General features: G+C 62.3%; 12 protein-coding genes. 6 read left to right on the top strand and 6 right to left on the bottom strand.

The genetic code is table 11. From position 1 onward, the window contains the following. Positions 1-60 precede the first annotated feature (60 nt). The 3 genes from JX292_RS07210 to JX292_RS07200 all read left to right on the top strand — a co-directional run bounded on the left by JX292_RS07210 (position 61) and on the right by JX292_RS07200 (position 3,010). A complete protein-coding gene (locus tag JX292_RS07210) occupies positions 61-1,122 on the top strand; it encodes an alpha/beta fold hydrolase (RefSeq protein ID WP_204863045.1) in 1,062 nt (353 codons plus the stop codon). A 139-nt stretch (positions 1,123-1,261) separates the two neighbouring features. Then, complete coding sequence (locus JX292_RS07205; protein ID WP_204863044.1) at positions 1,262-2,353, top strand: S-(hydroxymethyl)mycothiol dehydrogenase; 1,092 nt, start codon at positions 1,262-1,264, stop codon at positions 2,351-2,353. Between the two features lie 9 nt (positions 2,354-2,362). Continuing rightward, positions 2,363-3,010, top strand: coding sequence for an MBL fold metallo-hydrolase (locus tag JX292_RS07200; protein WP_204863043.1), 648 nt, complete (start codon positions 2,363-2,365; stop codon positions 3,008-3,010). Positions 3,011-3,134: 124 nt separating this feature from the next. Here JX292_RS07200 and JX292_RS07195 read toward each other — a convergent pair whose 3' ends face one another. The 3 genes from JX292_RS07195 to JX292_RS07185 all read right to left on the bottom strand — a co-directional run bounded on the left by JX292_RS07195 (position 3,135) and on the right by JX292_RS07185 (position 9,249). After that, the gene (locus tag JX292_RS07195; RefSeq protein WP_239653686.1) at positions 3,135-4,718 is read right to left on the bottom strand and encodes an MFS transporter; all 1,584 of its coding nucleotides are present in this window, start codon (positions 4,716-4,718) and stop codon (positions 3,135-3,137) included. Positions 4,719-4,780: 62 nt separating this feature from the next. After that, positions 4,781-8,071, bottom strand: coding sequence for an AAA family ATPase (locus tag JX292_RS07190; protein WP_204863042.1), 3,291 nt, complete (start codon positions 8,069-8,071; stop codon positions 4,781-4,783). After that, positions 8,068-9,249 carry an exonuclease SbcCD subunit D gene (locus tag JX292_RS07185; RefSeq protein ID WP_204863041.1) on the bottom strand — a complete coding sequence of 394 codons (1,182 nt, stop codon included), beginning with the start codon at positions 9,247-9,249 and terminating at the stop codon, positions 8,068-8,070. The genes JX292_RS07190 and JX292_RS07185 overlap by 4 nt, the downstream gene beginning before the upstream one ends. Positions 9,250-9,464: 215 nt before the next feature. On the opposite strand from JX292_RS07185, the gene JX292_RS07180 reads away from it, so the two are divergent. Further along, complete coding sequence (locus JX292_RS07180) at positions 9,465-10,607, top strand: ADP-ribosylglycohydrolase family protein (protein ID WP_204863039.1); 1,143 nt, start codon at positions 9,465-9,467, stop codon at positions 10,605-10,607. A gap of 492 nt (positions 10,608-11,099) precedes the next feature. On the opposite strand, the gene JX292_RS07175 is transcribed toward JX292_RS07180, so the two are convergent. The 3 genes from JX292_RS07175 to JX292_RS07165 all read right to left on the bottom strand — a co-directional run bounded on the left by JX292_RS07175 (position 11,100) and on the right by JX292_RS07165 (position 15,701). Beyond that, complete coding sequence (locus JX292_RS07175) at positions 11,100-12,404, bottom strand: RNA polymerase sigma factor (protein ID WP_204863037.1); 1,305 nt, start codon at positions 12,402-12,404, stop codon at positions 11,100-11,102. 249 nt (positions 12,405-12,653) lie between these two features. After that, positions 12,654-14,537: a metal-dependent hydrolase gene (locus JX292_RS07170; protein ID WP_204863035.1), complete on the bottom strand. Its 1,884-nt coding sequence runs from the start codon at positions 14,535-14,537 to the stop codon at positions 12,654-12,656. A gap of 258 nt (positions 14,538-14,795) precedes the next feature. After that, on the bottom strand, positions 14,796-15,701 hold the full coding sequence (locus JX292_RS07165; protein ID WP_204863033.1) for a PAC2 family protein: 906 nt from the start codon (positions 15,699-15,701) through the stop codon (positions 14,796-14,798). Positions 15,702-16,072: 371 nt separating this feature from the next. On the opposite strand from JX292_RS07165, the gene JX292_RS07160 reads away from it, so the two are divergent. Together JX292_RS07160 and lpdA are read left to right on the top strand one after the other, a co-directional pair. Further along, positions 16,073-17,569: a leucyl aminopeptidase gene (locus JX292_RS07160; RefSeq protein ID WP_204863031.1), complete on the top strand. Its 1,497-nt coding sequence runs from the start codon at positions 16,073-16,075 to the stop codon at positions 17,567-17,569. A gap of 456 nt (positions 17,570-18,025) precedes the next feature. Beyond that, positions 18,026-19,411, top strand: a complete 1,386-nt coding sequence (gene lpdA, locus JX292_RS07155) for a dihydrolipoyl dehydrogenase (RefSeq protein ID WP_204863029.1) — start codon at positions 18,026-18,028, stop codon at positions 19,409-19,411. The last annotated feature ends 57 nt before the right edge of the window (positions 19,412-19,468 follow it).

Genomic DNA, 19,468 nt, shown 5'->3' with positions numbered 1-19,468 from the left:
TCGCCTCGACGTGTTAAGGGCGCGGGATAGAAACCCAGCGCTGGTCACTAAGATAGAACTATGACCAGTGCAGAACTCTCTCCCGCGCCCTTTGCCGTACCCACCGCTGCCCCCAATGACGCCGTGCCTAGCGTCAGCCTGCCCGGCCTCGAGTACACCCTCTACCAGCCGAATCAGTTGAAGAGCCGCTTCCCGGCCCTCATGATTCACGGCTTCGCCACCCGCGGCGATCAGCTCTACGGCGGTACCGGCTGGATCCGCCAATACCTGCGCGCCGGATACCCTGTACTAGTTGTCAACCTGCCCTACCACACAGGCGAATACCTCAAGGACCTACAGTTCACGGTTGATTGCAAACTCCCTACTCACACGCAGGTCATGAGCGGTGAAATCCCGTTCAGCTCCATGCCCTCCACGAATGCGGAGGGTGAGCGCCTCTCCCCCATGCACCAGCTCACCAGCGCACTCGCCCAGCTGCTACGCACCGTCGCCACCGAGAACAACCTCGGCGTTGAATTGCAGCCGCGCGCGCACGTTATCGGCTTCTCATTCGGCGCGCGCATCGGCTGGGAGCTTGCGCTCACCCACCCCGAGGCGGTCGTATCCCTCACCTTGGGCGGCTTGCCTCTACACGACCATCTCATCACCCTGCGCGCCATGCTCGAAGCATACGAAGGTACCAGCGCCTCCGCGAGCGCAGAAACCCCCGCGGCAGACTCCACCGACGAGGCGGTTGCCTCCTTCACCTCGATTATTGATAGTTCCCCCATTCAGCCCGACGCGCTGCTGAAATTCGTGCGGATTCCCTTCGGCCCGTTCTTCGACGTGCCCGCCCTACGCGCCGGCTCCCCGAACCTGCCGGCAGGTCACCCGGGTGCGCATCCGCACGCGCCCATTGCGGTCGTGCTCGGCGACGCGGACACCATCGCCGCCGACGGTACCGAACTCTACGACATGGTGCGCGACGACAACCCGCTCAACCGTTTTATCTCCCTGCCCGGCCGCGATCACGTGAACGCACTGACCTCCGGAGTGTTCCGACGCGGTGCGCTCGCCTTCGCGGCAGAAGTGGATGCTACCGAGGCGGCAGAAGGTGCTGGGGACGCGACGGATCCTTCATAAAACGTCATATTCCCCCGAGGGCTTCACGCTCAGACCCGGGGTGCGTCAGGTATGCCTTAGCTCTTAGAATGGGAAGATATCAAAAAACCTTTATCTAGCGGTTGAGCCTCAACCGCGCTTCCCCAAACAAAGGAACAGCATGCACAAGGTCAAGGCCGTCGTAGCTCTCGCCCAGGACGCCCCCGTCACCGTCACCACCATCAACGTACCCGACCCCGGCAAGGGCGAGGCCCTCGTCAAGGTCCTCACCTGCGGCGTCTGCCAGACCGACCACCACTACGTCACCGGCGGCGTCGGCCAGGACTTCCCCTACCTGCTCGGCCACGAGTCCGCGGGTATCGTCGAGGCCGTCGGCGAGGACGTCACCGACATCGCCCCCGGCGACCTGGTCATCCTCAACTGGCGTGCCGTGTGCGGTGAGTGCCGTGCATGCCGCAAGGGCCAGCCGCAGTACTGCTTCGCAACCCACAACGCCACCCAGAAGATGACTCTTGAGGACGGCACCGAACTCACCCCCGCGCTGGGTATCGGCTCCTTCGCTGAGAAGACTCTCGTCGCTGCAGGTCAGTGCACCAAGATTACCGCTGACATCACCCCCGAACAGTACGCAGCTATCGGTCTGCTCGGCTGCGGTATCACCGCGGGCCTGGGCGCTGTGCTGAACACCGGTGAGCTCAAGCGTGGCGAGTCCGTGGCCGTTATCGGTTGCGGCGGCGTCGGCACCGCAGCAATTGCAGGCGCACAGCTCGGTGGCGCTACCACCATCATCGCCGTCGACATTGACGAAGAGAAGCTGGCTCGTGCCCGCGAGCACGGCGCAACCCACACCGTGAACTCCTCCAAGGTTGACCCCGTCGAGGCCATCAAGGAGCTCACCGGCGGTTTCGGTGCCGACCTCGTCATCGATGCCGTCGGCATCGCCCCCACCTTCAAGCAGGCTTTCGAAGCACGCGACCTGGCCGGCCGCGTCGTGCTCGTGGGTGTGCCCGCACCCGGCACCACCTGGAACATCCCGCTGGATCAGGTCTTCGGCCGCGGCGGCTCCATCAAGAGCGCCTGGTACGGTGACACCCTGCCCTCCCGCGATTTCCCCGAGTTCGTGGACCAGTACCTGCTCGGCCGCCTCGACCTGGACAGCTTCGTCTCCGAGCGCATCAGTCTCGAGGACGTCAACGAGGCCTTCGAAACCATGAAGACCGGCCGCGTGCTGCGCTCGGTCGTGGAACTCTAGGAGCGTAGCGTGAGCGAACGCATTGAACGAGTCGTCACCTCCGGCACCTTCTCGCTGGACGGCGGCTGCTGGGACGTCGACAACAACGTGTGGATCGTCGGCAACGACTCCTCGGTCATTATCATTGACCCCGCCCACGACGTGGACAAGATTTCGCGCACCGTCGCGGGCCGCACCGTGGAGAAGATCCTGCTGACCCACGCCCACGACGACCACATCCGCAGCGCCAAGGAGGCGGCAGAACGTTTCGGCGCGCCCGTCTACCTGAACCCCGCGGACCGTGTGCTCTGGGAAATGGTGTACCCCTCCTGGGACTTTGACCACGAGCTGGCTGACGGCGACGTGCTACGCATCGGCGACACCGAGCTGACCGTGCTGGCAACCCCCGGCCACTCCCCCGGCTCCGTGTGCTTCTACGCGCCCACCCTCAGCTGGGAGAACAGCGAAGGCGTCGTCTTCTCCGGCGACACCCTCTTCAACGGAGGCCCCGGCGCAACCGGACGCTCCTACAGCGACTTCGACACCATCATCGAGTCAATCTCAACCCGCCTGCTGACTCTGCCCGAGTCCACGGCGGTCCTTACCGGCCACGGTGACAGCACCGGCATCGGCCTGGAGGCGCCCGAACTGCCCGCATGGATTAAGCGCGGGCACTAAGGTCCGTTTGCCCACACGGCTACCCATCCAGCGCGGTAATACGCAACACGGCGCTAAAAAGCGGAAGGCCCCGCCACCCACTCAGGGTGGCAGGGCCTTCCGCCATATCAGAAAAGCGTCAAAACTACGCTTCCAGAGGAGCCAGCTTCTCCTCATGCTCCTCACGCCACAGGTAACCGTACAGGTGCCCCAATGCAAAGTACATCGTCGCCACAATCACCGGCACCATAAACGCGTTGCGGTAGTACGGAGCGTCACCCATGTAGCCGCCCCACATACACCCCATCGCCATGCCGATACCCAGCAGCGCACGAGTGAAGAAACTAGCCTGCGCGTCAGGAACATACTTCAGTGAGCGGCTCAGCGACAGCTCATGCCCAGCAAAAGCCACACCCAGCGTCGCACCACACAGAACCAACGCATAGAAAATCGTTGACGTATCCACGCTCGTCGGCAGGTACAAGGCGCCCAGAACCAGCAAAATTCCGCTCAAAAGCCAACCATGCCACGGGTTAATGGACTGCCCGCCCAAAATCACGGGGAAAGCTACCAGAACCATCGAACCCGTTCCGACAGCCACCATCGCCATGAACATGTTCATCGACCCCTGCATCAGCGCGAAGCCCAGCAAGCCCGAGCCCACAGAGCCCACGCATCCGCCCAGCAGCACCAGGCCAATCACCAAAACCACTGTCTGCAGGTTGGGACGAACCATGCGCACCTTCTTGGTCGCTGTCTTCAAGCGAGACACATCCGGTAGGAGCTTCGGGGCCACGAGAACCACCAAGAAAAGGAGCGCATCCAAACCGATAGTAATCCAGAAGCCCGAATACTCATGATTAGGCGCAATATAGGCGTCACCAGCCCAAATCATCAGGGCAGCCAGCGGATGCATCAGCAGGTTCGCCGTGGTACCCCACGAGACAGCCGTCGCCAACCGCTCATCACAATGCGGGTAATTCCGTCGATACAACGACTCCAGAGCGAACGGAGTCCACGGCGGGGTCGTAAAGCCCATCGCCACGCAGGAAAGCGCGTGGTACAAGGTACTCACATTGTTCGGGTCCACCGTCAAACGCCAACCGATAACCAGCATGTTCGCTGTCGCGGCGATATTCAACAACGACGTGACACCCAGCAGAGCCCGCAACCCCAAGGCACGCACCAGCATAGGCCCCATCATCACCTGCACCGCATACGCACCGGCAAAAGCCGCCACCGCATAACCGGCATCATGCACACTACCCAGGTGGCTCGCCAACAGAATATATAGAGCAAACGCCGACGATGACACGGGGACGTGGAACAGAACGGTCAGGAAGCTACGTGCAAATCCTTCATCACGCAAAATATCACGCAGATATTTGCGCTGCTCACGCCCATTTCGCAAAAACAGCGCCCAGTGCTGACGCACAATATTCGACGCCGAATCGTCCTTATTAACCTCGCCATCCGAGGGCAGAGGGAGGGGCCTCACCTCCTGCAACACATGGTCGTTATTACGCACCACATCGGCAAGGGGACCGCCCGGAACGGTAGGAACCCCCGTGCCAGGAGAAGGCTGCGCATGCAACGCGGGAGGAGGAGCCACCTTCACGGTGCGCGGAGGAACCCCCGGTACGTGAGCACCGGGGGCGGGTGACGCATCCGCGGGGTGAGCCGCCGGGTGCGTAGGGTCCTGAGTCCTACGCTGAGGTGTTGAGGTCATGGTCTCTCTCGTGATAGATCCGCCAGTTCTCGACGTGTCAACGTTCGAGGGCGGGGGTATGTCTAATAGGAGTTTACCCTCACCGAAGAGCCACGCGGTCCCTTTTCCACCACGATCTGGGTCGGAATACGGTTCTTCATCTCCTCCACATGCGAAATAAGGCCGATAGTGCGACCGTTCTCACGCAGAGACTCGATGGTGTTCATCACCGTGTCCAGGGTTTCGGAGTCAAGCGTTCCGAATCCCTCATCAATGAAGAGAGTGTCCAGCTCGATGCCGCCATTGTTCGACTGCACCACCTCAGCCAGGCCCAAAGCCAAAGCCAGGGAAGCCAGGAAGGACTCACCGCCGGACAGGGACGCGGCGTCACGCGGCTCTCCCGTCCAGGTGTCGGTGATGTTCAGGTTCAGGCCACCGCCGCTACGGCTTCCCTTAGCGCGGTGATCGCTGAGCTTCATGCCGTAGCGACCGTCACTCATGCGCTGCAGATGCTTATCCGCAACGTCTAGAATCCGCTCGAATTCACCGCCGAGCACATAGCTCACCAAATCCACCTGATGCGTGTACCCACCGAGGGTATCGCCCCTAGCCGCGGCGGCGAGGGCACTCAGCATCTCAGCCCGATCATAGCGTTCAGCCGTCCGTTCACGGAACGCAACGAACTCGCTGCGCAGAGCCCGCAGGGAACGCACGATGCCTTCCCGCTCGCCCTCTCGACGAATGAGATGCCGCACCTGCTGACGCAATTCCTCAATGCGGCCCTTGAGCTCCTGCTGGTCATCCGGAGCCTGTTCGCCAGCGGCCACACGAGCCGCAACCTCAACCAGGGCTTCGCGTCCCAAGCTTTCACCCACGCGGGCAGACTCCAGCTCGTAGGCGTTCGTAGCCTCCTCAAGGGCAAGAATCTGCGCCTTGGCTCGCTCGGCCGCCACAACCCCGGCAGAATCAGCGAAAGGCGATTCACGCAGCAGAACCTGAACCTCGACGAGGTGCTTAGAGTGCTCCTCCACCGCACGGTTCAGCAGTAGCGAGCCCTGCTCCTCACGCTGGGCGAGGGCGCGGTAGCTCTCGAGAGCCTCAATACGCTGGGCAAACGGGATGCGAGCCTGGGCAGGCTCCAGCTCCCGGGCCAGAGCGTCACGGCGTTCGAGGCTTTTGCGGTAGAGGGCCTGGGCCTCTGTGAGGGCATCGTGCAGGGTGCTCCGGGTCTCTTCGGCGGTCTTCTGCTCAACCTCTGCTTGGGCCTGGCGCTTGCGCAGAGCATCACGCTCAGCGAGCCGAGCCGTCGTCTGCTGAACCCGTTCGCGGGCCTGGGTGAGCTGCCGGGCGCTCTGCTCAGGATCCATACGCTCCTGGGCCGCGAGGGTTTCGCTCTGACTACGGGCGCGGGCCAGTGCCTCAGAAGCCCGGTGATACGCGAGGGTGGCCTTTTCCTTCTCCTCCTCGCGAGCGCGGGAGGCCTCGTGGGCGCGGTCTTCACGGGTCTTGGCTGCGTCCAGATCGGTCTGCTCGACGAGGCTCTCGCCCTCGCGGGCACGGGCGGGGTTGGGATGCTCCGCGGAACCGCACACCGGGCAGGGTTCCCCCTCGGTCAGCTCGCGGGCGAGCAGGGAGGACGCCTGGACCAGTCGCTGCGCCTGCAGGCTCCTGAAGGCGTCGGTCGCCTCAATAGCGGCTCGGGCGGCTTCCTCCCAGCGTTCCTGAGCCTTCTGCTGGGTTTTGAGGGTTCGTTCCGCTTCCTTCTCGGCCTCGGCGACGGCCCGCTGCGCGGCATCAATATTCTGCTGGGCCTGCTGGGCTTCTCGATGCACCTTCTCGGCATCCTCAGCCCCGAGGAGGGCAAGAGCGTGCTCTTCCTCAGCCTTCTCGTAAGCAGTCAGGTTCTCCCGAATGTCCCGCACCCGGGCGCCCAAGGCATCGAGGTTCTGGGCGGCGCTTTCGGCCTTCTGCACCAGCTGCTCACTCCGGGCACGGGTCTGCCGAACCGTGCGCTCCTCCTGAGCCAGCAGGTCATCGCGCTTGTGCAAGGCGCGCAGGGAGGTGAGGGTGGCATCAAGCTGCCGGCCCCGAGCCTCCGCAAAGTCTTCGGCATCAAGCTTCGCGAAGAGCTCCTCCTCGGGGTAGGGAACGGCATCTTCTGCGGGCTCCTCCCCCGCGCGCAGGGCACGGAGCAGGTCCTCCCTGGCGGTCTTCAGTGCGCCAGCATACTCGGCCTGCTGGGCACGCCGCTCTTCGATATCCTCTTCCTCACCGCGCATCTGAGTGTAGTGCGCAACGAGCGGGGCGGCGGCGCGGGCATCCGCGAGTTCCTTCACGCGTGCTTCGTGCGGTTCCCGCTCCTCGGCAAGGCGTTCACGGCGCACAATGAGCTGCTCGTATTCGCTCCAATCCTTACGAAGTTGGAGACGCTCGTTGAGAGTCTGGTCGTGACGATCGGCTTCGCCGGCGAGGCGGGACTGTTCCAGGGCATCCCGTGCGGAGGCGGTGCGCGCCTCCTCGATACCGGCGGCGAGCCACGCGTCAAGGGTTTCGGCGGCGACGGTTTCGGCGGTGATGGTCTCCGCGGCTTCTGCGGTCGCTGCGGTCTCTGACGCGCCGTCGGCGGAGGATTCTTCACCCGCCTCGGGCGTGAGCGGGGCAAGGCTTTCATGAAGAGCCCCCATGCCGCTCCGGGCACGCTCGAGGTAGCCTTCGAGGGCCTGCTCATCGTTGGCCACGTCCTGCCGGGCCTGCTTTGCCTCCTCGAGAAGCTCGGCGTACATGGCCTCGATGTGCTCTACGGGGAACATCTTCTTGAGCAGTTCTTTACGCTCAACCGGCTTGGACTTGAGGAATTGCGCGAACTGGCCCTGCGCCAGAAGCACGACCTTAAGGAATTGTTCGCGGTTGAGGTGAATACGTTCCGCGATGACGGCGTTGACCTCCTTGACCTGGGAGGCGATGGGCTTCCATGCCTGCTCATCCTCCGGGTTGCCTCCGGGAAGTAGCTCCTCCACGGTGGCGGTGGCGGCCTTGACGGTCATCTGGCCGGCGCGCTTGCCGCGGGTGATGGGGTGGCTGTACACGGGGGTGCGGTTGATGCGCAGTCGGCGGCCCTGCAGGGTGAGATCGAGGAAGACGCGAGGCGGGGTATTGGCGCGCGCCACGTAAGTGGAATAGAGCTGCGCGGGGTCACGGTCGCCGGTGGTGCCGCCGTAGAGGGCGTAGCAGATAGCGTCCAGGATGGTGGTTTTACCGGCGCCGGTAGGGCCGTTGAGCAGGAAGACGCCGGCGGCATTCAGATCACTGAAGTCAATGGTTTGCCGGTCGGGGTATGCCATGAAGGCTTCAAATTCGAGGCGGTGCAGGATCATGCGTGGTCTTTCTGAGTGGTGACTCGGTCGGCGATATCGGCGATGGCGGCGCGTTCGGGGTCGGTGAGGGGGCGCTCGCGAACGTAACGGTGGAACTGGTCGAAGATGTCCACGGGGTTGAGCTTCTGGCTGAGCGGCGGGGCGGCGGGTTTTTCGACGGCCTCGCGGGTGCTGCGGTAGCTGAAGTGCGAGATGGTTTCGTAACGCTTGCGGAGCGTGTCGACCGCGCCGACCGGCAGGGTTTCGTCGGTGAGCTCGATGCGGCAGTAGTAACCGCGCTCGTAGAGGGCGTATTCGGGGTTGTTGAGCAGGTCGTCCATGGTGCCGCGGAGGGTTTTCATGGGAACGCGGGTGGCCCATTCGTGCCCGGTGATGATGGGCTCTTCGCCGGGGGTGAGCTCAAGTAGGTAAGCCCCGTTGCGGTTGGTTTCTTCGCTGAATGAGAAGCCGAGGGGAGACCCGCTGTAGCGAATGGTGGGGGTGACGGGGTACCGCTTATGGATGTGTCCGAGGGCAACGTAATCGAAGCCTTCGAAGAGGGAGGCGGGAACCCAGTCGATGCCGCCGACGCTGATGTCGCGTTCGGAGTCGCTACGGGGCGTGGTGTCGGCGTTACCGGCGGTGTCGCTGACGGTGGCGTGGCTCATGACGATGACGCGGTCAGCGCCTTCGCCGCGGGCCCGACGGTCGGCGATGTCCGCGCGAATCGCGTCGGTGACGGCGCCGAGGACGGCGCGGTGCGTGGGCTCAACCCCAAGCGCGGCGGCGTGTAGGCGCGGCGCGAGGTAGGGGATGGCGTAGACGTGTATGCGCTGGGTACCCTCGACGAGTTCGACGGGGCGGGTGGCGTCTTCGAGGGTGGTTCGGATGTGCACGCCAGAGGCCTCGAAGAGGGCCGATCCGTAGCTGAGGCGGCGGAAGGAATCGTGGTTGCCGGAGCTGAGGATAACCTGCACATCTGCCTGAACGAGGCGGGTGAGAGCCCGGTCGAGCAGGGCGGTGCTTTCGGCGGTGGGGATGCTACTGTCGTAGACGTCCCCGCTGATGAGGAGGGTGCCGATACCTTCGGCACGCACGTAGTCGAGCAGTTCGTCGATGAACTGTCGGTGCTTGTCGGTGAGGGGGCTGCGGTGAAAGGTGCGGCCGAGGTGCCAGTCGGAAGTGTGCAGAATTTTCATGGTTTCAGTATGGCACCGTTGGAAAAAGTGCGCCCCGGGGTTCGTCATTCACGGTTCGGACCCCATCGTGGCGTAGGTGCTCATGCGGAGCGGGGGCTCCGTCCCCGAAGCGCCCCCAGGCGCTGAAGAGGGGGCACTCCCCCGCGAGCATGAGCACGAAGCCGCGTATCCGCTGTGGCATCCGCTTCCTAATGCGCCCGTGGGATAATCGCCCTATGAGTTTTTCTGAGTTCACGCGTGCACCTGAGGTTTCGGCTGAGTTTGCGGGCCGGGTGCGCGGCCTGCTGTGCGCGTCCGCGCTGGGTGACGCGCTGGGCTATCCCATTGAGCTGTTGTCGGCGGAGCAGATTGCGGAATGTAATCCGAAGCCCTGGGAGGCGGCGTACGGTGAGCTGCTGATCAGCGATGATACCCAGTTGACCTGCTACACCCTAGATGGCCTGACCGAGGTTCTGGAGTGGAATAACGAGGGTGCGGCGGCGGATGAGCTGGCCTGCCTGTGGTTGGCGTATTTGCGGTGGTTCCGCGGTATTGGCGAGGCTCTGCCGGAGGCTGCTCCGCTTTCTTTGGATCGTGAAATTGACGGGTCGAACGAGTTGACGGCTCGTCGCGGTCCGGGTGCTGCGACGTTGCGGGCGTTGGGTACCGGTGAGATGCAGCTGGTGTCGAAGTCGGTGAACCCTGATGCTCTGGGTAGCGGCGCGCTGGTGCGTTCGGCGGCTTTGGGGCTGTTGCCGGTGGCTCAGGAGCGCACGGTGGTCATGTTGGCGGTGCGTGGTGCGGCGTTGACGCACGGCCACCCGGAGGCTTTAGTGTCAGCGGCGGCATACGCGCTGCTCATCCGCGATTTGTTGGCTGCTCCCTCCGATTCGTTTGGCGCGTTGCTGGACTCTGCGCGTCGTGTGGTGTCGTGGTGCGGTTCGGTTGCCGGGGATGATGCAATTCCGGGTGACGGTTCCCGTACCGTGGAGTCGCTGAATCGTGCCCTCGACCTGCTTGAGCTCGGCGTTAAGCCGGTGCCGCAGGCTGCGGCTGAACATTTTGGTACGGGCTGGACTGCCCCGGAGTTGCTGGGTACGGCGGTCTGGTGTGCGGCGGATGCTCTGAGGATTCTGCCGGCCGATGCCGCCGATGCGACGGTGCGTGACGCCCTGTTTGAGGGGCTGTGCCGTGCGGTGTCGGTGGATTCTGATTCGGATTCGGTGGGTGCGATGACGGCGGCGTTGTGGGCGGCGGCCGGTCTGCCGGTGGGGCAGGAGCCTGCGGGTGATGCTTGGTCGGAGGCGCTGGGTCGTGTCCGCGGCTTGGACCAGGTTGAGGCCGTGGCGGGCCGCTACCTGCGCCAGCTGGGCCTGTAGCAGTGCTGAACCTCAACGGCGCAACCTTAACGGCTTAGCGGACATGCGTAGCGGGCGAGGTATATCTTCGCAGGACTGCATGCGTAACTATCTCTACGTAGCCGCAAAGTAACCGAACGTTGACGGCGTAGCGGACATGCGTAGCGGGGGCTCCGTCCTCAAGGCGCTCAGCGCCGCAGAGGGGGCGCTCCCCCGCGAGCATTGTCCGCAAGCCGGCTGCGCAGAGCATAGTCTGCATGCCGTCGCAATAAACAGCCCATAAACACAGAAAAGGCTCTCCGGTATCTCGGAGAGCCTTCTCTGTATGTGCAACTAAACCTTACGGCGTAGCCGGTCACGCGGAGCGGGGGCTCCGTCCTCGAAGCGCCCCCAGGCGCTGAAGAGGGGGCACTCCCCCGCGAGCATCGTCCGCGTGCCGGTCGTGCAGAACGGTGCCGCGAGCCAAGCTACACGAGCATCCGCCCGTATATTAGAACCACTAGTCAGGAACTTTTAGTCCAGGTAGTCGCGCAGTACCTGCGAACGCGACGGGTGGCGGAGCTTAGACATGGTCTTCGACTCGATCTGGCGGATTCGTTCGCGGGTCACACCGTAGACCTTACCAATCTCGTCGAGGGTCTTGGGCTGGCCGTCGGTCATGCCGAAGCGCATTGCGACCACGCCCGCTTCACGCTCGGAGAGGGTGTCGAGCACGGAGTGGAGCTGTTCCTGCAGAAGGGTGAAGGACACCGCGTCTGCGGGGACGACTGCCTCGGAGTCCTCAATGAGGTCGCCGAACTCAGAGTCGCCGTCTTCACCGAGGGGGGTGTGCAGGGAGATGGGTTCGCGGCCGTATTTCTGGACTTCGATGACCTTTTCAGGGGTCATGTCGAGTTCCTTGCCGAGCTCCTCGGGGGTGGGTTCGCGCCCGAGGTCCTGGAGCATCTGGCGCTGCACGCGGGCGAGCTTGTTGATGACCTCGACCATGTGCACGGGGATGCGGATGGTGCGGGCCTGGTCTGCCATGGCGCGGGTGATGGCCTGGCGGATCCACCAGGTGGCGTAGGTGGAGAACTTGAAGCCCTTGGAGTAGTCGAACTTTTCAACGGCGCGGATGAGGCCGAGGTTACCTTCCTGGATGAGGTCGAGGAAGAGCATGCCGCGGCCGGTGTAGCGCTTGGCAAGGGAGACGACGAGGCGCAGGTTGGCTTCGAGCAGGTGGTTCTTAGCTCGCTTGCCGTCGTGGATGACCCAGCGCATGGCCTTCTTGAGGTCTTTGTCCATGTCGGGGTTTTCGGCAAGCTTGTGTTCTGCGTAGAGGCCAGCCTCGATGCGCATGGCGAGGTCAACTTCCTGCTGCGCGTTGAGCAGAGAGACCTTACCGATCTGCTTGAGGTAGTCCTTGACGGGGTCGGCGGTTGCGCCGGGGGTGACGACGCGCTGTGCGGGTGCGTCGTCGTCGTCGCTGGCGGTGAGGACGAAGCCGGAGCCCTTGGCTGCTACAGCCTCGGCAGCTTTCTTTTCTTCCTTCTTGGCGACGGTGGCTTCGTCTTCTTCGGGTTCTTCGTCTGCGTCGGGGGTTTCGAGAACGTCGTCGAGTTCGAGGTCGAATTCGTCTTCGGTCTTCTTGCGTCGTCCGCCGGTCTTGCGCTTGGTGGTTGCTTTAGCGGTGGTTTTGCGGGTGCGCTTGGGCTTGTCAGCGGTTGCAGTGTCTTCTGCGGTGGTAGTCTTGGTTGCCTTGGTGGCGCGGGTGGTCTTGGCGGCGGTTTCTTCGGTTGCGTCGCCGGTTGCAGTCTTCTTGCTGGGTGCAGGTGCCACTAGTACCCTTTCTGGCTTGTGTTGGGGTGCTTTGTCTGCAAAACACCTAAGACCCTGTCAAGTCTATGCTGGCGTCCTCTTCGGTGTGTTTGCGACTCTGGAACCGTTCAACGCTACGGGGCGGGTTTTCCGCTTGCGTTGGTTGTTGGTGTAGTGCCGCGGCTCATTGTGGTGAGCTGTTTGAGGGCGCGCTATAGCGCATCGACTGTACGGGGTCAATATATAAGTATTGCAGATTTTTGGGTGCTTTCAACTTGACTGGCCGTAGGTCGGGGTGTTTTTGCGGGGCTTGAGGGTGCTGATGGTGGTCCCTTCGGTGAGCGCGTCGGTATTGGCACGCCGAGCGGTGAGCCAGGCGGGGCAGGTTCCGGTGGCGAGTCGCGCATCGATGATGTTGGGGCTGAGGTGAGGGTCGTGGAGCTGCGCCTCGTGGCGCAGCAGGTTGGCGTAGGTGCTGTGCCCCTTGAGCCAGTTAATCCAGGCTTGTAGGGTGCGTAGGGCGCTGTACTCTGCGGTGTTGGAGCTCGGGATGAGGAGGCTGGTGAGAAGCTCGAGGGCGTTGAGACGGTGGTGGTCGGGTGCTTCGGCGGCGACTGATCCGGCGAGCGCTGCACGGTAGTGGTTGAGGGCCGCGAGGCGCTGGGGGTCGCTCATGTAGGTGCTGTTGTTGAGCTGTTGGATGATGTGCTGGTCGCGGTTTTCTTCCTCTGCGGTCGGCGCTTCCCCGCGTGTTTCGGCGATGTAGGGAGGAAGCATGCCGTCGTTGTATTCGCGAAGGGTTTCTTCGTGCAGTAGGGAGCTTTCGGCGAGGTCGATTCCATCGAGCTCGGTGAAGGTCCAGCGTTCGAGGTTGGCGGTTTGGATGGTGCGGTGGGTTCGGCGAATCCAGTCTTGCCATTGGTTGCATTTGGCGGGGACGGTACGCACGGCGGGCCCCTCACCGGCTAGGGCCGCGGTGAAGCTGCGCGGCATGCGGGCTTTTCGGGTGAGGCGTGTGCCGTAGTGGGGCGGTTCGATGGGCTCTTCGTGGGGCTCGCTGATGGGTGCGGTGCCGCCGAGGGCGTAGTAAATGTAATCGGTGGTATACCGCTGGAGGGTGAGTACCTGTTGGGTCCGGTCGAGGCCGTATCCGGCAAGGTAGGCTAGGGTTTCTGAGTTGAGGATTTCGAGGGTGCTGTGCGCTTCAAAGGCGTTGGTGAGGGTACTGGGCTGTAGGGATGCGCGTAGGTGCCCCGCAACCTCGGCGGGGATGAGCTCGCGGAGGGTGTCGCCGATGGTGTGTTCATTGAGTTCGGGCGGGGTGTTGAGGTAGGGCTCGACGGCGCTGATGGCGGTTTCCCAGTAGCAGAGGTCGAGCTGGGTCTGGCGGTAGGCGCGGTCGGTGGTGGTGATCGGGACGCGTTGGGTGCGGGTTGCGCTCCAGAGTTCGGTGGCGGATTCCCAGTCCTCGCGTGTATCGGGACTGTTGGTTGTGTCGGTGTCCCAGGGGCTCCGGGCGAAGTTGCCGGTTGCGTCGGGTGCGATGCTGTCACCGAGGCTGGTTCGCCATGCCTGGTAGCAGCTGGTGTGGAGGTCTTCGATGGGTCCGAGGAGGGTGAGCGCTTCCATGCGGTCGTTGAGGGCCCACACGGTGGCGGCGCCGGCGTAGATGATGTCTTCGCAGCGTCGTTCGCCGACGATGCGCGGGTCGAAGAGCATGTGTGCCCAGGAGCTGATGCGACTTTGCGTGGTGATGTCGGCGCCGACTTCGTGCAGGTTTGCGGCGCTTCGGGTGGCGGGGTCGAGCTGGCGTTGGCGCACTGCGTTATCCCCATCGACGATGATGGCGTAGAAGCGGTTGAGGGGTGCCCCGTCGTATTCGGTGGGGATCATGGTGAAGAGGCCGGTGAGGTACACGGCGCGGTGGCTGTCCGGCAGTGGTTCTTCGGGCAGGTTGACGCGCAGGCTGGGGCCGAGAACGGAGTCGTGGGCGGTAAGGATGATGAGGGAGCGTTCGGGCCAGTATCCGTTGTGGTGGAGGGCGTGGCTGAGGATGTCATACTCGTTGGAAATCGTGGGAGGTGCGGGGCTCGGGGTACCGTTCGGGAGGCTATTTCGGGTGTCAGGGTTCTGAGTTTCGTGGTGGTTATTCATGGTTCCACGATGTCAGGTGCGCCGCTTTGGTAGCTGTTAAAGAAAAAATCTGTGGATATCTCCTCCATCGAGGGGCAGAAAATCCACAGATTTGTTCGTTTTGTTCGGTTTTTTGGGCATTGCACCGCGGCAGTTCCGTCACATTCGGTCATGAACGCCCCACTGTATGGCCGGCTGGAGGGTCATAGGCTGAAGGCATGTCTCCCCGTCGCCCGACGCGCACTTCGACGAATCGCCTAGCGTTCGTCTAGCGCTCGCCTAGTGTTCGTCCAGGAAACGTTCGAAGAGAGCACCGATCTCGTCGCGGCTCGGAATATTGTTGGCGTCCCGTCGCGACAGCGGAATGGCGATATCCGAGGTGCGGTAGTTCTCGTCGTAGTTCTCTTCCATGGTCGTAATCATGCGCCCGATTTCGGGGTTCTGCTTGACCTGGTCGTTAATCTGCCCGTGCACGTGACGAGCGGCCTCGCGCAAATCATCGGTGGGTAGCGAGAGATGCGCGGCCATGCCCACATGCTCGAGGGCGGTGAGGGTGCCCTGCGGCAGGTCGGCCTCGGAGATGTACTGCGGAATGTTCACGCCGAATCCCACGGTATCGAAGCCGTCGTCGGTGAAGAGCACTTCGAGCAGGTTGGTGACGGTTGCGTGCAGGTCCGCGGTGGGCTTCCACGGCGAAATGCCGCGAATCAGATCCTTGCGGGAGCCGTGCGCGGTGACGGGGAAGGGTCGGGTATGCGGCACGGGCATGGGATAGGCCGAAACCAGTACGATCAGCGAAGGCTGCAGGCGTCGCACGATGCCGAGCAGGGCCTTCTGAAAACGTTGCCACTGCAGGTCCGGTTCGGCGCCGGTGAGCAACAGGAAGGGCTGGTCGAGGCTGTCTTCGACGGCGTAGAGCTTGAGCTGCGGGTACTGCGGCTTCTCGAAGTGATCCTTCTCGTAGTGCACGAAGGGGCGGCGGGCGCGGTAGTTGTGCAACTGGTCGCTGTCGAACTCGACGATTTCAATGTTTTTCAGCTCGCTGAGGAGCACCTGTCCGAGCTGGCCGGCGGTGGACCCCGCATCCTGCGGGCTGGAGAGGGCAATGACGAGGGTCAGCCCGTGCATCCGCGGATCGTCAAGGATTTTGGTGTTAGCTAAGTAGAGGTCTTCGGGATTGAGCATGGCAGCCTCCTCACTATGAATCTGTTCGGTTTGCCTTGCGGTGTTTCTTCGCGGGGCTGGCCGACGCGTCTTTCTGTCAACAGACGCTTTCCGTAGTCTTTCATTCTAATGCTAAGAAGGTTGCGTCGGCTTCTCTCTCGGTGTTTTCTCGCGACGGGTGAACGGTTTACCCCGAATGAGTCAAAGGGTAGTGGAACCTCGCTGGCTGCTCGCGGGCTTGCTCATCGCTCCTCTGCCCTATCCGGTAGAGTAGAAACGAGTAGTCCGCGTACTTTGACGCGGCGCATTCCACCTCTACGCGCGCATCGTGTTGAGCGGTTCGCCAGCCTCAGGTGGGATGGTTTCAAGAAGACATACGCAAAGGAGTAACGATGTCTCTGTCCCTGTCGATTCACAGCACCAATCTTGAGGCGCTGGAGGCTGACGTTCTGGTCCTGGGTGTTTTGAAGGGCTCCGAGGGCCCGTACCTGGCTCCAAACTCGCTGTCTGAGGATTCCGTTGAGGGTATCAACGAGCTGTTGGAGGCGCTGGGCGCTTCGGGTGATCCTGATCAGCTGTTGCGTCTGCCGGGGCTTGAGGATTCGGGTGCCGGTGTTGTGGCCTTGGCTGGCTTGGGTTCTGACCAGGCTAGTGGTCAGGAGCGTCTGGATGCTCTGCGCTACGCCGCGGGTTCGGCAAGCCGTCAGTTGGCTGGTTCTGCCGAAGAGATTGCCTTCGATTTCGGCTTGTCCGCTGCGGATGAGATTGAGGCCGTTGCGCACGGTGCCGTGCTGGGTAATTTCATCGAGGAGGGTCTGCGTGGTAAGACCAAGGATTCGATTAAGGAAGAGATTGAGTCCGTCCTGATTATCTCTTCGATTGATCCGGAGGAGGCAGAGCCCGCTCTGGTGCAGGCCCTGGTTCTGGGTGAGACCACGAAGGATGCACGCCGCCTGGTGAACCTGCCCCCGTCGCACCTGTACCCCGAGACTTTCGGTGAGTTTGCGGCTGAGCTGGCCGAGGATTACGCAAATGTTGAGGTTGAGCTCTTCCACTACGACCGTCTGGTTGAGGAGGGCTTTGGCGGCATCGCTGGCGTTGGTCAGGGTTCGCCTCGCAAGCCTGTTCTGGCTGTGGTGAAGTACGTTCCTGAGAACCCGCAGGCTCACGTGGCGCTGGTGGGTAAGGGCATCACCTTTGATTCCGGTGGTAACTCGCTGAAGCCCGCTGCTTCGATGATGACCATGAAGTGCGATATGGCCGGTGCCGCAGCCGTGCTGAACGCCGTGGTGGCCTCCGCTGAGCTGGAGGTTCCGGTGGCCGTGACCGGTTACCTGTGCCTGGCCGAGAACATGCCCGGCGGCCACGCCCTGCGCCCCGAGGACGTCATCACCATGCGCGACGGCCGCACCGTCGAGGTGCTGAACACCGATGCCGAGGGTCGTCTGGTGATGGCGGACGGTATCGCGCTGGCTTCGGAGACTAAGCCGGACGTCATCTTGGATATTGCTACCCTGACTGGTGCCGCTATGGCCGCTCTGGGCCTGCGGACCGCCGCTTTGCTGGGTGATGAGCAGATTCGTGAGCGTGTGCAGGTTGCCGGTGCATCCGCTGGCGAGTCTTACTGGCCTATGCCCTTGGAATCGCACCTGCGCAAGAACCTGAACTCTCAGGTCGCCGATATTAAGAACATCGGTTCACGTTACGGTGGTGCTCTGACTGCTGGCCTGTTCCTGAAGGAGTTCGTGGGCGAGGGTATTCCGTGGGCGCACTTGGATATTGCGGGTCCTGCGTTCAATGAGGAAGCCCCCTACGGTTACACCCCGAAGGAGGGCACCGGCTTCGGTACCGCTACCCTGGTGAACTTCATCCAGTCCTACGCCAAGTAGAAGATCTGGCGGCGCGGGGACTCTTTCGTAAGCTTCCTTATCTGCGGAGTCCCTGTTGATCACCAAATCTTTGATAGTGGGATGCGCGAGAGGCGCCCCAGCCAACCCGGCTGGGGCGCCTCTCGCGCCATGTTGAGGTCATTTCCGCCTTTTCCGGGGTCTCGATGGCGGGAGTTTCTTTTCCTTCTCTTTACGTTCTCTGCGCCTTCATGCTAGAACGACCCGGGTGGAGTGTCCAGCATGCTATACACCTCGAATTTTTGGCCGCTTTACGGGATTATTTAGCTAAAAACTACCCTGAGTGAACTTAAAGCAGCGGTATCGGGGGTATTGTTGTATTAAGTGTTTTTCTGCGTACGCGGATGGGCGCGCGTCTTTTGATACGGGTCTGCTGTGTGTGCCGGGGAACCTACCAATAGGTAAGAACTCATTGCACGGGGTCGTACCCCACCAACTATGCAAGGGAGCAATATCGTGGCTCAAGAATTCGATATCCTCATCCTCGGCGGCGGTTCCGCTGGCTACTCTGCAGCTATTCGCGCACGCCAGCTGGGCTTCACCGTCGGTCTGGTTGAGAAGGAAAAGGTCGGCGGCACCTGCCTGCACACCGGCTGCATCCCCACCAAGGCCTACCTGCACGCCGCTGAGCTGGCTGAGGATGCCCGCGAGGCATCCAAGGTCGGTGTTAACGCTGTTCTGCAGTCCATCGAGATGGGCAAGGTGCGCGACTACAAGGACGGCATCGTCTCCGGTAAGTTCAAGGGTCTTGCTGGCCTGCTGAAGATGAAGGGCATCGAGATCATTGCCGGCGAGGGCAAGCTCACCGCTCAGGACACCATCACCGTTAACGGTGTGGAGTACAAGGGTAAGAACATCATCCTGGCTTCCGGTTCGGTCTCCAAGACTTTCGGTCTGCCCATTGAGGGCCGCGTCCTGACCTCCACCGAGGCTCTGGAGATGGACTACCTGCCCAAGAGCGCTATCGTGCTCGGCGGCGGTGTGATTGGTTGCGAGTTTGCATCCATGTGGAACGCTATGGGCGTTGACGTCACCATCATTGAGGGTCTGCCCCACCTGGTTCCGAACGAGGATCCGGCCATCATCAAGGTTCTGGAGCGTGCCTTCAAGAAGCGCGGCATCAAGTTCAACACCGGTACCTTCTTCGAGAAGGTCGAGCAGAACGCTAACGGCGCTAAGGTCACCCTGGCAGACGGTAAGGTCTTCGAGGCTGACATCGTTCTGGTTGCTGTTGGTCGTGGCCCGAACACTGCAAACATGGGCTACGAGGAGCAGGGCATCCCCATGGACCGCGGCTTCGTCCTGGCTAACGAGCGTCTGCACACCGGCGTGGGCAACATCTACGCTGTGGGCGACATCGTCCCCGGCGTTCAGCTGGCTCACCGCGGTTACCAGCAGGGTATCTTCGTTGCTGAGGAAATCGCTGGCCTGAACCCCACCGTTGTTGAAGACATCAACATCCCCAAGGTCACCTTCTGCGATCCCGAGATTGCATCTGTCGGCTACTCCGAGCCTAAGGCTAAGGAGAAGTTCGGTGCTGACAACGTTGAGACCGCCGAGTACAACCTGGCTGGTAACGGTAAGTCCGCTATCCTGGGCGCCACCGGTATCGTCAAGGTTGTTCGCCAGAAGGACGGCCCCATCGTTGGTGTTCACGCCATCGGTAAGCGCATGGGTGAGCAGATTGGTGAGGCTCAGATGTGGGTTGCTTGGGAAGCATTCCCCGAGGATGTTGCCAAGTTCATCCACGCACACCCGACTCAGAACGAGTCTCTGGGTGAGGCAGCTATGCTCCTGAACGGCACCCCGTTGCACAGCGCATAATCCAGGCGCCCCTATTTTTACTGGCTGGTGCTTTTGCATCGGCTTAGTTACGACCTT

Source organism: Rothia mucilaginosa (assembly GCF_901875305.1).
GTDB lineage: Bacteria > Actinomycetota > Actinomycetes > Actinomycetales > Micrococcaceae > Rothia.
Note: the sequence above shows the minus strand (reverse complement) of the source record. Positions and strands in the feature narration are given on the sequence as shown.